Here is a 14,669-nt window from a genome sequence, read left to right on the forward strand (position 1 = left end):
ACCTGTGGCATTGACCATTCTCGGCCTGTCCGGCGCCCTCAGTCACGATCCGTCCGCCGCACTGTACATCGACGGCAAGCTGATCGCGGCAGTGGAAGAGGAGCGCTTCGTGCGCGACAAGCACGCGAAGAACCGCATGCCCTACGAATCGGCCAAGTTCTGCCTGGAGCAAGCCGGGATCAAACCGGCTGACGTCGATGTGGTGGCGATTCCCTTCGCGCCCATCAGTATCTTCGAGAAAGCCCGTTGGCAGTACGCCAAGCGTTACGCCTACGCGCCCGATCGTGCCCTCGATGCGATTCTTTTCGGCAACCGCCGCTACAAGCGCTATCGCAAGAAGATCGTTTGGTGCCTCGAGCAACTGGGCTTCGACACCAAGAAGATCAAGATCGAGCCTGTCGAGCATCACTTGGCGCACGCCTCCAGTGCTTATCACTGCTCGGGCTTCAAGGAAAAGACTGCCATCCTCGGTATCGACGGCAAGGGCGAGTACGCCACCACCTTCTTCGGCTACGGCGAGAACGGCAAAATCCACAAGATCAAGGAATTCTTCGATCCGGATTCGCTCGGCGGCCTGTATGGTGCGATCACCGAATACTTGGGCTTCGAGATGCTTGATGGCGAGTTCAAGGTCATGGGCATGGCGCCCTATGGCGATGCCGCCAAGTACGATTTCTCGCGTTTGGCCAAGTTCGAGAATGGCGAGCTGATCATCAACACCCATTACGCCAACGTCATCGGTTTCCGTCGCTACAAGGAAAACGGCAAGGGCTACTACTTCTCGCCCAAGCTGATCGAGTGGCTGGGGCCGAAGCGTGAGGGCGATATCGCCGACGACCCGTACATCCACTACGCGGCCAGCATGCAGGCGCTGTTCGAGAAGCTGGCGCTGCAGATGATGGAGTACTACCTCGGCGACATCCTCAAGGAAACCGGCAAGATCGCCTTCGCTGGCGGTTGCGCGCTGAACGTCAAACTGAACCAGAAGATCATCGCCCGCGATGACGTCAAGGAGCTTTTCGTGCAACCGGCCTCTGGCGACGCGGGCACGGCTGTCGGCGCCGCCGCCTACGTCTCGCACCAGCGTGGCGTGCCGGTGGAGAAGATGGAGCACGTCTACCTCGGCCCTTCGTACAGCAACGAAGACGTCATCGCTGCCTGCGCCAAGCACCCGAACCAGCCGGTTTTCAAACGCATCGACAACACGGCTGAGCGCATCGCAAAAATCATGGTCGACGGCAACCCGGTAGCCTGGTTCCAGGGCCGCATGGAGTTCGGGCCGCGCGCCTTGGGTGGCCGCTCGATCATCGGTTGCCCGAGTATTCCGGGCGTGGCCGACCGCATCAACGAGCAGATCAAGTTCCGCGAGCGCTGGAGACCCTTCTGCCCGTCCATGCTCGACACCGTGGCAGCGAAGATGCTCAAGGTCGATCACCCGAGCCCCTTCATGACCTTCACCTTCGAGGTAAACGAGGAGTGGAAGGAGCGCGTCAGTGAAGTGGTGCATGAAGACGGCACCTCGCGCGCTCAGGTGCTGGAGCGCCGCTTCAATCCGCGCTGGTATGACCTGATGCTGGAGTTGGAGAAGCTGACCGGCAATGGCGTGTCGCTGAACACCTCGCTCAACCGTCGTGGCGAGCCGATGATCTGCTCGCCGACCGACGCGCTGAACATGTTCTACGGCTCGGATCTGCAGTACCTCATCATGGAAGATGTGCTCGTGGTCAAGGATGGCAAGGATTGGTATGACGGCGTCTGAACAGGCAGACGGCCAAACGCAGCGCTGGGTTCTGCAGTTCTGCCATGGCTATGACGGCCCCTTTCTGGACTGCGCGCGGCAATACGCGGTGCTGTTCAAAGACACGCCCTACAAGGTTTGCACTGTCTATCTGACCGGCAAGCCATCGGCGGAGGTCGAGCGCGGCTCGGTTTCCGACGAGGTGATCTTCCTCGACTATTCCAGCGCCCAGGTGCGCGCGCTGAAATTGGGGGCTGTCCGGGATTTTCGTCGGATTGCTGCCTCACGCGATTTCGCCCTGTGCATCGCGCACCGCTTCAAACCGATCTATGTGGCTCTGCTGGGCAGCAACCTGCCGGTGATTGGCGTACATCACGCTTTTGGCGACTATAAGCGCCGCTCGAGGCAACTGTTCGCCAATTTCTTCAGCAAGCGCCTGATGTTGATCGGCGTTTCCAACGCCGTACGTGACGACATGCGCGCCTGCCTTCCTGATTGGCCAACCGGGCGCATCGAAACTCTCTATAACCGTATCGATATCGATGCCGTGCGGGCAGAGCAGTTACCTCGTGAGGCTGCGCGTGAGCATCTGGGATTACCTCAGGATGCTTGGGTGGTCGGTAATGTAGGCCGTCTGCACCCCGACAAGGACCAGGCCACGCTGATTCGTGGTTTTGCCGAAGCTCTACCCCAGTTGCCGGTGTCTAGCCTATTGGCCATTATGGGCTGTGGCCGTCTGGAGTCCTCACTCAAGGCCCTCGCTATGGAGTTAGGGGTGAGTGAGTCAGTGCGTTTTCTTGGGCAGATACCGAATGGGCGTCGCTACTTCAAGGCCTTCGATGTATTCGCACTGACCTCTGATCATGAGCCCTTCGGCATGGTGTTGCTGGAGGCGATGGCTGGAGGTGTTCCGGTGGTCTGCAGCGATTGTGGCGGAGCGCCAGAGGTTGTGGGCGGCGTTGGACAGGTTTTCACGCTGGGCGATGTGCAAGGGTTAGCCAGCGAGTTGCTCCGAGTGCCTACTGTGCAGGCCTCAAGTGAAGCGATGCTGGTCCGCCTGCAACGATTATTTTCGGATCAGGCTGCTGCTGAGCGTTTTCGGACGCTGTTGATACCGTCAAGCTGGGCATAACGCATATGAGCAATCCCTGGCTGGACAAGTGCCGAATGCTGGACCGATATCGCTGGCTGCTCTTGCGTGAGCGTCATGGTCTATTGGGTAGCGTCTTGCGCTTTGTGCGCGATGCGAGCCGGGACTGGATTTTAGGTGTTCGTGCCATGACGCGTTTGGTGGCGAATCCGCAAACGCAGAGCTGCGATTTCCTGTTGCTGCAGTCGATGACGAAAGTCATTCCCCTGCAACGTAAACGCTTGTTAAAGGATGCGCTGGTAGCCCGCGGCTATAGCTTGGTGGAAACTGCGTTGCCTGAGCCTGGTGAGATGCTCCGTCAACGTATGCTCTGCAAGCCGCCATTCCCGATTCCCGTTCGCTATTTCGGTTACGCAGCCCATGCACAGTGGCTAGTCGAGCGTTACCATCCGCGCGTCTTGCTCAATGATCGTAATGGCAGCTTATATGCGCCATTTCTGCGGCTTGCCCTGAACGCCCGGCAAAACCTATTGGTGCATCTGGCTCACGCCACTACAGTCGAAAGTTCACGTCGGCTGGGAATGAACGATTACGACTATTACTTTCTGTTCGGACGTAGTTCATTGGAGGCGCTGCAGAAGCGAACGTTGCGCTTTGGCAATTCAACGGCCGTCCTTGCCGGCTCCCATATGATTGACAACACCTATGACTTGGCGCCGGCAGATCCGGAGTTGCGCACAATTCTTATCTTGGGCGTTGGTCCGGATAAGGAGAAGGAGGCGGGGTATAAGGCTGCGTATGAGTTGCTGCGAGACTGGGCGCGGGAGCACTCCGAGTACAAAGTTCTGTTCAGGGCTCATCCGCGTAGTCAAGCGGCATTCTGGCGGCAGGTTGCTAGCGAGATACCACAGCTTACGGTTCTGTCACGCGATTGCCATCTGGCAGACGCGTTGCAACGCGCTTCGATGGTAATCAACATAATGTCCAATGCTGTTATTGAGGCCGCTCTGGCTCGGCGCCCGGTAATAAGCATAAGTGTCAGTGGCGAGCGGGACATCTTCGCTCTCCAGCGTTTCTTCGGGCCCGGTGTTGCATCGGTGGACGCTTTGCAGGCGCAGGTATCTGCTGCAGAGCGCGGCTATAGAGCAGCCGTCGAGCAAAGCTCAGATTTCGCTGAATACCACTTGGCGAATGGTTGCGCAGGTTTGTCCAGCACCCTCGACGCGCTGGCTACGTTGCTTGAGCGTCGAACCCCTCCTGGCGATCTGCAGGTGATCCACTCGACAGTCGAGTTAGCTCAATGTTGATAGCAATGTTGTCTGTCAGACCCCATCAATACATGTATTGATTCTTGTATGAAGAGGTTGGTGTACTCCTCATGAATCGGATCGCTATTTTAAGCGAGTTTCCCGTCAAACAATCTTGCGTTAGGTTTGACGCTCTTCACCGGATTAACGAATGACTCAGTTTCTATTTCTGGCGCTGGCCAAACATCAGCTTATTTACTTCAAACGGCTGCTTGATGAAACGGAATTGCAGGGCAAGGTTTTTCAGCCCAGCCAGTTACCCTTACCGCGGCCATGGCGGTTGTCAGCCATCGCAGGTCGGCTCGACTGGGCAGGGCTCATCGAGGAGAAGTGCCAAGAGAGGCGAGTAAAGCGTAAATATGAAGGGTTTTTCTACCGTTTGCTGCTAAGGCTGGAATTGGCCTGGATGGCGCTGCGAGTAGAAGCGCTATTGCATCGCGAGAAGCCAGAAAATGTTGCTATGTGGAATGGTTCGCATCGTTACTGCCAGCTGCTGCTAGCTCTACGTCCTGAAGGCTGCGGCACTTTCTTCTTTGAGAATGGATTGCTTCCGGACACGACGACACTTGATTCAAAAGGTGTAAATTATCGCAATTCGGTTCCTCGCAACGCCGAGTTCTATCGACGCTACATTGCGCCAGAAGGCGCGGTTGAGGCCCGTCTACAGCTAATCCCACGTCCGTCACGCAATAAAGGTCTTGAGCCCATCCGCTTGCCACATCGCTATGTATTTATGCCTTTCCAAGATGACCGTGATACTCAGGTGCGACTGTTTTCACCTTGGGTGGGCGATATGCGTCAGCTGTTTGCTCTTGGTAAGCGTTTGGCTGACGAGTGTGGCCTTACCGTAGTTTTCAAGGAGCATCCCTCTAGCAGGGAGACCTATCCCGACCTTCATGCACAGGTGCATGAAAGGCTACTTTTCGCTAATGGCAATCCAACTCAAGAGTTGATCCAGAACTGTGAGTTTGTCGTGACGCTCAATTCCACAGTCGGACTTGAAAGTTTGCTGCTGGGGAAACCAGTGATGACCCTCGGGCAGGCTTTTTTCAATATCCCCGGGATTGTTGCGCATGCTGACTCGGCCAGCGAGCTGCTTGAGTTGGCTGCGAACTTTCCGCGGTGGGGGCTGGATGATCAGCTGCGGCAGAGCTTTTTGCGTTACTTGGCTGCGGAATACTGTATCCAAGGTGGGTGGCGGGAAGCCGATGGGGCCCAGTTACAGCGTGTGGCGAATCGAATGCTGGATAACAGAGTCTGATATGAGAGCGATTTATCCACGACTTGATCTTCTGGCAACTTGGGCGCTATTAGGTTTTCTTACGCTGCTTTGTGCTCCTTGGGTGATGCCTAGTAACAAGCTTTATCACCAGTTCTTGATTGTTCTCCTCTGGTTGCCAGGGTTGTTCGCGCTAAAACATGTCGAGTTTCGTAAGCATTTGCTGAAGCCTGAGTTTGTGCTCTTTGTTTTGCTGGGGGTGTGGACGCTAATCGTAACGCTCATCCATAGCGGAGCGGACGTGCTCAGTAGTCTCAAGTTACCGTTCTATGTGCTGCTATCTTTGCTTGGCGTGGTGCTTGCGGCACAGCAAAGGAAATATTCCATCGAGAGCCAGCTGTGCGCCGCTGCGCTTGTAGCCGGGCCTTTTGCACTATTGTCTGTTGTTAAGGTTTATTACTTAGCAGGTAACGACCTTGGACATCGAGTTATAGCCCTTGGGCTGTGGGACACAGTCATCATGGCCGCTCATGCGGTAGGTGCGCTTCTGGTTCTAGGTGTTTTGCTGAGCGTTAGATATCGATCTGGTTGGTCGAAGTTCCTAATCCTTTTAGCTATTGGCGCGATGGGCCTCTTCGTTCTACTGAGTCAAACGCGCGGTGTTTGGATCGCTCTGGTCGCCGCATTTATAGTAATTGTGTTAGCAAGACCTACGCGGCTGGGCGTGTTTACTCTATGTTTAGGAGGGTTAGGAATTGCCATAGTGGCTCTGTTCTTTCCCGAGTTCCTGGCTCAGCGCGGCCTGTCGTATCGCCCCGAACTGTTCCAAAAGGGGCTGGCGATTTTTACAGAGAGCTGGATGCTGGGAGTCGGTTTTGGTGAGTACGGAATCACAGTGGATGCGCTAGGACGAACCTTTAAACATCCCCACAATCTTTATCTGGATACGGGGATTCGCTGGGGGGCGGTTGGGCTTGCTCTATTTTTCATGTTGTGGGCGAGTGTAGGGTGGCGGGCGTGGCATAACCGTCGAGTCGACTTAGGGCTTGCCTTGCTTGGGCTATGGACGTTTTCGAGCGTGTCATTGCTCACCGATGGTATCGGCTTATGGTTTAAGCCGAATGCAGACTGGATGGTTACTTGGTTACCTGTAGCGATAGGTTTGGTGCTTGCGGTAAAAGAGGATGCGTCCGAGGCTATTGCCACAGAGAGCGTGAAGGCAGGATTAGATCATGTTCGCTGATTTGATGATTTTTGCTTTTCAGTTGATGCTGAGCTGCCTATGACGGTTTACTTTCTCGGCTGGAAGGCCCAATACGAAAAGCTTTTTATTGATCACCTTGCAGAGAGCTATGATGTCGTTTATCTCGAGCAGTCCAAGTTTTGGAACCGTCTCAACAGGTTGGTTGGCCGTTTTCTGGGGGGGCGATGGCAGTCACGACTCGCGTTGTTTTATGTATGGCGGTCGGGATTTTCTGCGAATGATCTGTTGATATGCAACGAGGGAGAGATACATCGAAAGTTCAACGCGCCTATAGTCGGAGCGTTTCCCGGTGTGAAGCTATTACTGATAAGGGATTTGGTTGACTCTGATTTTATTATAAGGTGGGCCGGTCTTTTTGATGCGGTGTACAGCTTTGATCGTAAGCAGTGTGAAGTCCTTGGCATAAAGTACCTTCATCAATTCTTTCCTATGGGGTTTGCCCATGCCAAAGCTGTTGCGTCCTCATATGAATGGACCACTACAAAAGCATTGTTCATAGGGAGGGATAAGGGAAGAGGCCAAGCGTTAATACGTTTGGCTGAGACGTTGGTGGAGTGCGGCTGTGAGGTGGATTTTAGAATTCTGGTTGATAAGCAGTTTTCTGGTAAGACAAAGTACCATGTTACGGAGTTGGTCGATTACCGGGATTACGTTTTGGCTAGCGCTGGTGCCGACGTCATTGTTGAGGTTAATCAGTCAGGGCAGGCAGGCGTTACCCTGCGTGCGCTGGAGGCAGCCTACTTTGGAAAGAAACTGATAACGACTAATAGCTCGGTGCGTGAGCTGTCTTTTTATAATCCATGTAATTTTTATATCCTTGATGACTGTCATTTACCTGATGTGGAAGAGCTCAAGCGCTTTCTCGCGTCGACGGTTGAGCCTGTTGCATCATCGTTGATCTATGAGTATTCACCTGAGCACATGCTAGAGACACTGATGCGCAATCATGGGTACAGTGGTTGATTGCTTTTGTCTTGGCGGGTTGACGGTTCTTGATAAGGAGGTTGTTTGAATTCTTTAGATATCGCGAATGTGCAAAATTCCCAAAGAGGGGATGTTTTTATTATTGCAAGCGGGCCCTCTGCTCGCGAGTTTCCGTTGATGCAGTATTCGCATATTCCTATGCTGGCTTTGAATGGATCTGTCCGTTTGTTTGATGAGGCGGGTATCTCGCCTTTCTTTTATATGTGTGATGATGGCAGCTTCGTACGTAATCGATTGCCGTTGCTGTTACGGGCTGTCGAGATTTCTCAGAACTTAGCACTGAGCCCTGGGGTCATCGATAACCTGTTGAGGCTGCAAGAGCGTGCGCTTGATGACGTGGGCATCTACCGATTTGAGCGTGTGAATCGCCCCGGGGAAAATAAGCCCGCTTTGAGTGATAGATGCTTTGCTTGGCGCGCGCGTCAAGATTCGGACATGGAATGTCATTTCTCCCTGCTACGGCAGAAACCCAATCGCATTGGTTTCTGCCGTAATCTTGCCAAGGGATACTTCAGTGGTCGAACAATTCCTTATGCAGGCATCCAGCTGGCGTACCACTTGGGGTTCAGTCGGGTGTTCTTGGTAGGCGTCGATCTTGATTCGAGTCTTGGTCGTTTTTATGAGCAGGGTGCCGACGCGGTGCCCAGCCGTTTGGATGGTGACTATTTTGACTACATCCTGCCGTGTTTCCAGCTGATGGCAAGACGTGTAGTGGGAGAGCACTTCGCTGTCTACAATCTGTCGCCCAATAGCCGACTGCCTGCCGATTTGATTCCTAAAATAGGTATCGATCAGTTGGACGGCTTATTGGTTAATTCGTAATCGCGTATGAGTTCTTCCCAGGGAAAACCCTCTACGTTTCGCCTTTTCAAATAGCCTTGCAGGTGAGCAAAATTACGTCGTACCAGGCTCTGACTTAGTGGACTTCGCTTAATGCGCAGGTCTAGAAAGTCGATGAGCCCAAAGCCTCCTGCAGGCAGCAGTAATACATTGCCCAAATGCAGTGACCGAAAATATATGCCGTTCTGATGCAGGTGGTATATGTAGGCAGAGAAATCCGCTAGAAGCGCGTCGAAGAGTGGTCGTTGTTGCTTGAACAAGCTCTCCAGTGGAGTGCCGTTCAGAGGATAATACAAGCAGGCGCTAACCCCTTTGTCTGGTTCAAGCCAAACGCTTTCAATCTTTTCGGGAGTGGCGATGCCCAAGCTTCCCAGCGCTTGGGCGTTGTGGGCAAATCGCTTTGCTTCGGGGCGCCAGCGTGCTAGCCACGGTCTTTTGCTACGAAAGATCTTAAGAAACCGCCCATCTTGAAGGCAAACGACTTTCGGGCCGCGGGAGTCCTTCTCCACGATCTGCCCTGTGTTAAGCCAGTGCTGTAGCTCGTTCGCTGTTACAATCCGCATCGTTTTCTCTAGCCAGTTGTGGGACATGCCGAATGGCCAATTCTACCCAGCAATCCAGCCTGAAGGTGTATCTGCGTCTGCTGCGTTACGTGGTCCCCTACTGGGGGCTTTTTGCCATCAGCCTCTTTGGCTTCCTTATCTTTGCCTCCACCCAGCCAATGCTAGGCTACATCCTCAAGTATTTTGTCGATGGCCTGTCGAACCCTGACGCCAGTTTATTCGCAGGTGTTCCCTGGCTTTTGGAGCATGCGCCGTGGCTGGCCCACCTCAAGCTGCTGCAGGCCGTACCGCTGCTGATCATACTGATCGCCTTGTGGCAGGGGCTTGGCTCCTTCCTTGGCAATTACTACATAGCTAAGGTTTCCATGGGGTTGGTGCAGGATCTGCGTATTGCACTTTTCAACAACCTGTTGATGTTGCCCAACCGCTATTTCGACAACCACAACTCTGGCCACCTGATTTCGCGCATCACGTACAACGTAACGATGGTTACCGGCGCTGCCACCGACTCGATCAAGGTGGTGGTACGTGAAGGCATGACGGTAATTTTTCTGTTTATCACCCTGCTGTGGATGAACTGGAAGTTGACCTTGGTGATGTTGGCCATTCTGCCAATCATCGGCCTTATGGTGAGTAGCACCAGCAAGAAATTCCGCAAGCAAAGCCGGAAGATTCAGACCAGTATGGGGGACGTCACCCATGTCACGTCCGAGAGCATCCATGGTTATCGTGTGGTGCGTAGCTTCGGCGGCGAGGATTACGAGAAGGAGCGTTTTTTCAAGGCCAGCGAGGAGAACAAGAACAAGCAGCTGAAAATGGTGCGCACCGGTGCTGTGTATACACCTTCGTTGCAACTGGTGATTTACAGTGCCATGGCCGTGTTGATGTTTCTTGTCCTCTGGTTACGCGGTGATTCGTCGGCTGGGGATCTGGTGGCCTATATCACCCTAGCTGGTTTGCTGCCCAAACCGATTCGCCAGTTGTCCGAGGTCAGTTCGACCATCCAGAAAGGGTTGGCCGGCGCCGAGACCATATTCGAGCAACTTGATGAAGAGCCTGAAGTAGATAACGGTACTCAGGAGCGCGAACGCGTCAGCGGTCGTCTTGAAGTGCGAGATCTGAGCTTTACTTATCCCGGTTCTGAAAAGCCGGTACTGAACCATATTTCCTTTGTCGCCGAGCCTGGGCAGATGGTCGCTCTGGTCGGCCGCTCGGGAAGCGGGAAGTCAACTCTTGCCAATCTTATTCCGCGCTTCTACCACCATGAGACAGGACAGATCCTGCTCGATGGCCTGGATGTAGAGGACTACACACTGCGCAACCTGCGCCGTCATATCGCGCTGGTAACCCAGCACGTCACTCTGTTCAACGATACGGTGCGCAACAACATTGCCTATGGCGATCTTGCCGGGGCGCCACTGGAGGCCGTGCAACAAGCGGCAAGCGATGCGTATGCCGCGGAGTTCATCGAGAAGATGCCTCAGGGCTACGATACCCTGGTCGGTGAGAACGGCGTGTTGCTCTCCGGTGGTCAGCGCCAGCGCCTGGCGATTGCCCGCGCGCTGCTCAAGGATGCGCCGGTGCTGATTCTCGATGAGGCCACGTCAGCGCTGGATACCGAATCCGAGCGGCATATTCAGGCTGCGCTGGATCAGGTCATGCAAGGGCGTACGACACTGGTGATCGCCCATCGTCTGAGCACCATCGAGAAGGCCGATCTGATCCTGGTGATGGATCAGGGGCAGATCGTGGAGCGTGGCTCCCACGCTGAGCTGCTCGCGCAAAACGGCTATTACTCTCGACTGCATGCCAAGCAGTTCGAGGACGATGACGACTCCGCTGCTTCCAAGCAGGACGCCTGATGCTCAGTCGTGTGCGTTTCTGGCGTGAACGGGGTTGGGGGCCTATCTCGGCGGATGACTACGCAGCTGCCTGGAATACCTTTGGGGGCAGTGTCGCCACTCATCCCGAGGTGGTGGCACGGCTGGCCGTGTTGGCGGGTATTCCTGTGCGTTACCTTGGGCATTTCGTCGAGGGTGAGGTGCGGGCAGCAATGCCGACGTGGGGCCGGCATCTTGCCTTGAGTAAGGATGTATTGAAGCAGCAGGGCAAGCGCGGCTTGTTCGACCTTGGCAATGCCGAGGTGATTCTGCCGATTGCCCCGGCGGTTCGTGTCCAGGTGCGGCACCAGCTGCGCTACGTATCCGAATGTAATGCCGGGCAGCTCGTCGGTTTGCGTGAGCAGCCCGAGGGCCTGGCGCTGGCCAGGGAGCCGGAGCAGTACAGTAAGAAGTTTCGCTACAACCAGCGTCGTGAGCTGCGCCTTCTCGAAGAAGCCGGTGGCGTGATTCGCCCCATGCTGGAGCTCACAGCGGCAGAGCAGGCGCGTATATACGCGGATCTGTTCCAGCGACGCTGGGGCTTCGAGGCTACTGGCAAGGAGCATCTGGCTGAAGTATTCGAGTTGATGCGCGAGTTCATGACCGGTTCGCTGATCTATCTGGATGACCAGCCGGTGGCCATCCAGATTCTCTATCGAGTCCAGGCGCCGCAATGGGTCAGCCTCGAGTACATCAATGGTGGTGTCGATCCACAACAGCGCGACTTCAGCCCAGGTAGCGTGTTGAGCTTCGTCAACACGCAAAGTGAGTGGGAGCAGGCCCGCGCCCATGGCAAGCCGCTGCGCTATTCGTTCGGCCGCGCTGATCGCGAGTACAAAGATCGCTGGTGCAACCGCGTGCCGGTCTATCAGGTTTGAATCAATGACAGGACGCAAGCAGCAATTGCTCAAGCGCCATCGGCGCAACAAGCGGGTAGCACTTGCCGTTGCGCTAGTGGTGCTGCTGGTCGCTGGCGTGTTGCTGGCATGGTGGGTGCCACTGACCCTGCTGGTCGGGGGATGGATTGCCCATGAAGCCTGGTTCGCGGACCATCTTTTCTATTCACCCCGCGATGACTATCAGCATGAGTTTCCAGCGGATTGTCTGAGTTTCCGGGCCAGGCTCGAGCAGGGCGTGCTGCGCGTCGATGAGAGTCTCGACAGCTACGATACGCTGATCCTCGAGCTGCAGCTAAAGGCGACCTGGCTGGGGCGCTGGCTCGATCCTTATGTGCTGCTGGGCAGTGATCGCCAGGACTTCGAGCGTGGAGTATCCGGGCGACGCTACCTCAACCTGTCTGGGCAGCAAGCCAATGGGCTGAGCATCGCCAGTCGCTGGTGCCGCGTGGTCGGTGAGCTGCGCCTGCACGCCATGCGCAGTCCAGACTTCGCCAGGCAGCGCCTGATGATCGTCGCCCCCCATGCCGACGATGCCGAACTGGCGGCCTTTGACCTCTACAGCCGGGCCGCTGATGTTGCCATCGTCACCCTGACTCAAGGCGAAATCGAAGCCGAAGCCTATGAGCGACTCGGGTTGGACAAAGCGGCGGCTGCACGTCTGAAAGGACGGTTGCGTACCTGGGACAGCATTGCGGCGCCGTTATGGGGTGGCGTGCGACAGGAACAATGCGTGCAGCTGGGTTATTACTGCCTGCAGTTGCCAGCTATGGCTGAGCAGCCAGAAACGCCCTTTGGCTCTCGTGAATCCGGAGAGGCCGATATTCGTGCGGCCCGCCAATACAACTCGTTGCACCTGCCCGCTGATGAGGATGGTCTGCCGACTTGGCGCAATCTGGTCGCGGATCTGGCTGCGCTCGTTGATCACTATCGGCCGGAGGTGGTGCTGACGCCCCATCCGGAGCTGGATCCGCACCATGACCATGTGGCAAGCACCAGGGCGTTGCTTGAGGCTTTTGCCCTAAGCACCTGGCAACCGCAAACCTTGCTGCTGTATGCCAACCACCTACATGACAACGACCGTTGGCCAATGGGGCCGGCTGGCAACGGCATTGCCTTGCCGCCGGCCATTACGGCGCTACCGGCTGACCGGCTGTGGAGCCCAACGCTGGATGCCCAGCAGCAGCTGGACAAGGCCATGGCGCTTGCTCTGCAGCACGACCTGCAGGGGCGTCTGCCGCTCAAGAGGCGGTTGCGCCGGCTCATGCAGCGTGTGCTGGCTGGGCGCCGCTGGCCGACCAGCGGCGAGGACGAGTTCTTCCGCAAAGCGGTGCGTCGGCACGAGTTGTTCTGGGTTCGAGAGCGCTGAGCGCTGTCTGACCGTCAAATTTGCCATGCTATGATTTTCTCTGTTTTTCTCTCCCCTCTGGAGCTGCCATGAAACTAACCATGCCCCACTATGACAAAGCCGCCGTTCTGGTGGTGGGCGACGTGATGCTCGATCGCTACTGGCATGGTGGTACATCGCGAATTTCGCCGGAAGCGCCGGTCCCAGTGGTGCGTGTCGACCAGATCGAGGACCGCCCGGGTGGCGCCGCGAACGTCGCACTGAATATCGCTGCCTTGGGAGCCAAGGCGGTTCTGGTCGGCGTAACGGGCGAGGATGAGGCTGCCGAGAGCCTGGCCGACAGCTTGCGTGGTGCCGGCGTTGCGACCCACTTCCAGCGCATCGAAAATCAGCCGACCATCGTCAAGCTGCGGGTCATGAGCCGTCATCAGCAGCTGTTGCGCATGGATTTCGAAGAGCCGTTCCAGACCGATGCCGAGGCGTTGACGCGGCAGGTCGAGCAGTTGCTCGATCAGGTCAAGGTGCTGGTGCTGTCCGATTACGGCAAGGGTGCGCTGCAGAATCATCAGGCCTTGATCAAGGCGGCGCGCGAGCGTGGCATTCCGGTGCTGGCCGATCCGAAAGGCAAGGATTTCTCCATCTATCGCGGCGCCAGTCTGATCACCCCGAACCTCAGTGAGTTCGAGTTGATCGTCGGGCGTTGTGAAGATGAAGCCGAGTTGGTCAGCCGTGGCGCGCGCCTGATGCGTGAACTCGACCTAGGCGCCTTGCTGGTTACCCGTGGTGAACATGGCATGACGCTGCTGCGCCCCGATCATGCGCCGCTGCACCTGCCGGCGCGGGCGCGCGAGGTGTTCGATGTGACCGGTGCAGGCGATACGGTGATCTCCACCCTGGCCGCGTCCATCGCAGCGGGCGAGGAACTACCCCAGGCCGTGGCCCTGGCCAACCTGGCCGCCGGTATCGTGGTGGGTAAGCTGGGCACCGCGGCTATCAGCACCCCTGAGCTGCGTCGTGCCGTGCAGCGTGAAGAGGGCTCCGAGCGTGGCGTGCTGAGCCTCGAGCAGCTGCTGCTGGCCACCGAGGATGCGCGTGCCCACGGCGAGAAGATCGTCTTTACCAACGGCTGCTTCGATATCCTGCATGCCGGTCACGTGACCTACCTCGAGCAGGCGCGGGCGCAGGGCGACCGTCTGATCGTGGCGATCAATGACGATGCTTCGGTGAGCCGTCTCAAAGGCCCGGGCCGACCGATCAATGCCGTGGATCGCCGCATGGCGGTACTGGCTGGGCTTGGCGCCGTGGACTGGGTGGTGAGCTTCAGCGAAGACACGCCCGAGCGCCTGCTCAAGCAGGTGCAGCCCGATGTGCTGGTCAAGGGCGGCGACTACGGCATCGATCAGGTGGTCGGTTCCGATATCGTGCTGGCCTACGGCGGCGAAGTGCGGGTGCTGGGGCTGGTCGAGAACAGCTCGACCACGGCCATCGTCGAGAAGATCCGCAGTCGCTGATTGCGCAAACAAAACCCCGCCAACTGGCG

The 14,669-nt window shown here is 56.4% G+C and carries 12 protein-coding genes; 11 read left to right on the plus strand and 1 reads right to left on the minus strand.

The genetic code is table 11. The features are described 5' to 3' along the window. Nucleotides 1-4 precede the first annotated feature (4 nt). The 7 genes from BM279_RS18950 to BM279_RS18980 all read left to right on the plus strand — a co-directional run bounded on the left by BM279_RS18950 (nt 5) and on the right by BM279_RS18980 (nt 8,424). Nucleotides 5-1,759 (plus strand): carbamoyltransferase family protein, encoded by a 1,755-nt coding sequence (locus tag BM279_RS18950; protein ID WP_093506310.1) that lies wholly within the window; start codon nt 5-7, stop codon nt 1,757-1,759. After that, complete coding sequence (locus BM279_RS18955) at nt 1,746-2,870, plus strand: glycosyltransferase (protein WP_093506312.1); 1,125 nt, start codon at nt 1,746-1,748, stop codon at nt 2,868-2,870. Before BM279_RS18950 ends, BM279_RS18955 begins: the two co-directional genes overlap by 14 nt. A gap of 5 nt (nt 2,871-2,875) precedes the next feature. After that, the gene (locus tag BM279_RS18960) at nt 2,876-4,135 is read left to right on the plus strand and encodes a capsule biosynthesis protein (RefSeq protein ID WP_208604550.1); all 1,260 of its coding nucleotides are present in this window, start codon (nt 2,876-2,878) and stop codon (nt 4,133-4,135) included. Between the two features lie 151 nt (nt 4,136-4,286). Next, nucleotides 4,287-5,396: a capsular polysaccharide export protein, LipB/KpsS family gene (locus BM279_RS18965; RefSeq protein WP_093506314.1), complete on the plus strand. Its 1,110-nt coding sequence runs from the start codon at nt 4,287-4,289 to the stop codon at nt 5,394-5,396. A gap of 1 nt (nt 5,397) precedes the next feature. Continuing rightward, the gene (locus BM279_RS18970; RefSeq protein WP_167363172.1) at nt 5,398-6,597 is read left to right on the plus strand and encodes an O-antigen ligase family protein; all 1,200 of its coding nucleotides are present in this window, start codon (nt 5,398-5,400) and stop codon (nt 6,595-6,597) included. 39 nt (nt 6,598-6,636) lie between these two features. Then, nucleotides 6,637-7,581 (plus strand): WaaS/CpsH family glycosyltransferase, encoded by a 945-nt coding sequence (locus BM279_RS18975; protein ID WP_093506318.1) that lies wholly within the window; start codon nt 6,637-6,639, stop codon nt 7,579-7,581. 45 nt (nt 7,582-7,626) lie between these two features. Next, the gene (locus tag BM279_RS18980; protein WP_143103625.1) at nt 7,627-8,424 is read left to right on the plus strand and encodes a lipopolysaccharide core biosynthesis protein; all 798 of its coding nucleotides are present in this window, start codon (nt 7,627-7,629) and stop codon (nt 8,422-8,424) included. Here BM279_RS18980 and BM279_RS18985 read toward each other — a convergent pair. Next, on the minus strand, nt 8,394-9,032 hold the full coding sequence (locus BM279_RS18985) for a BUD32 family EKC/KEOPS complex subunit (protein ID WP_244154190.1): 639 nt from the start codon (nt 9,030-9,032) through the stop codon (nt 8,394-8,396). The two genes, BM279_RS18980 and BM279_RS18985, sit on opposite strands and share 31 nt — an antisense overlap. Before the next feature lie 5 nt (nt 9,033-9,037). On the opposite strand from BM279_RS18985, the gene msbA reads away from it, so the two are divergent. From msbA to hldE, 4 genes are all read left to right on the plus strand, one after another. Then, complete coding sequence (msbA, locus tag BM279_RS18990) at nt 9,038-10,867, plus strand: lipid A export permease/ATP-binding protein MsbA (protein WP_093506322.1); 1,830 nt, start codon at nt 9,038-9,040, stop codon at nt 10,865-10,867. After that, nucleotides 10,867-11,763, plus strand: a complete 897-nt coding sequence (locus BM279_RS18995) for a GNAT family N-acetyltransferase (RefSeq protein WP_093506324.1) — start codon at nt 10,867-10,869, stop codon at nt 11,761-11,763. Before msbA ends, BM279_RS18995 begins: the two co-directional genes overlap by 1 nt. A 4-nt stretch (nt 11,764-11,767) precedes the next feature. Then, nucleotides 11,768-13,150 carry a PIG-L deacetylase family protein gene (locus BM279_RS19000; protein WP_093506326.1) on the plus strand — a complete coding sequence of 461 codons (1,383 nt, stop codon included), beginning with the start codon at nt 11,768-11,770 and terminating at the stop codon, nt 13,148-13,150. Nucleotides 13,151-13,218: 68 nt separating this feature from the next. Beyond that, complete coding sequence (gene hldE, locus BM279_RS19005; protein WP_093506328.1) at nt 13,219-14,640, plus strand: bifunctional D-glycero-beta-D-manno-heptose-7-phosphate kinase/D-glycero-beta-D-manno-heptose 1-phosphate adenylyltransferase HldE; 1,422 nt, start codon at nt 13,219-13,221, stop codon at nt 14,638-14,640. Nucleotides 14,641-14,669 lie beyond the last annotated feature (29 nt).

This window comes from Phytopseudomonas straminea (assembly GCF_900112645.1).
In the GTDB taxonomy this organism is placed as follows: Bacteria; Pseudomonadota; Gammaproteobacteria; order Pseudomonadales; family Pseudomonadaceae; genus Aquipseudomonas; species Aquipseudomonas straminea.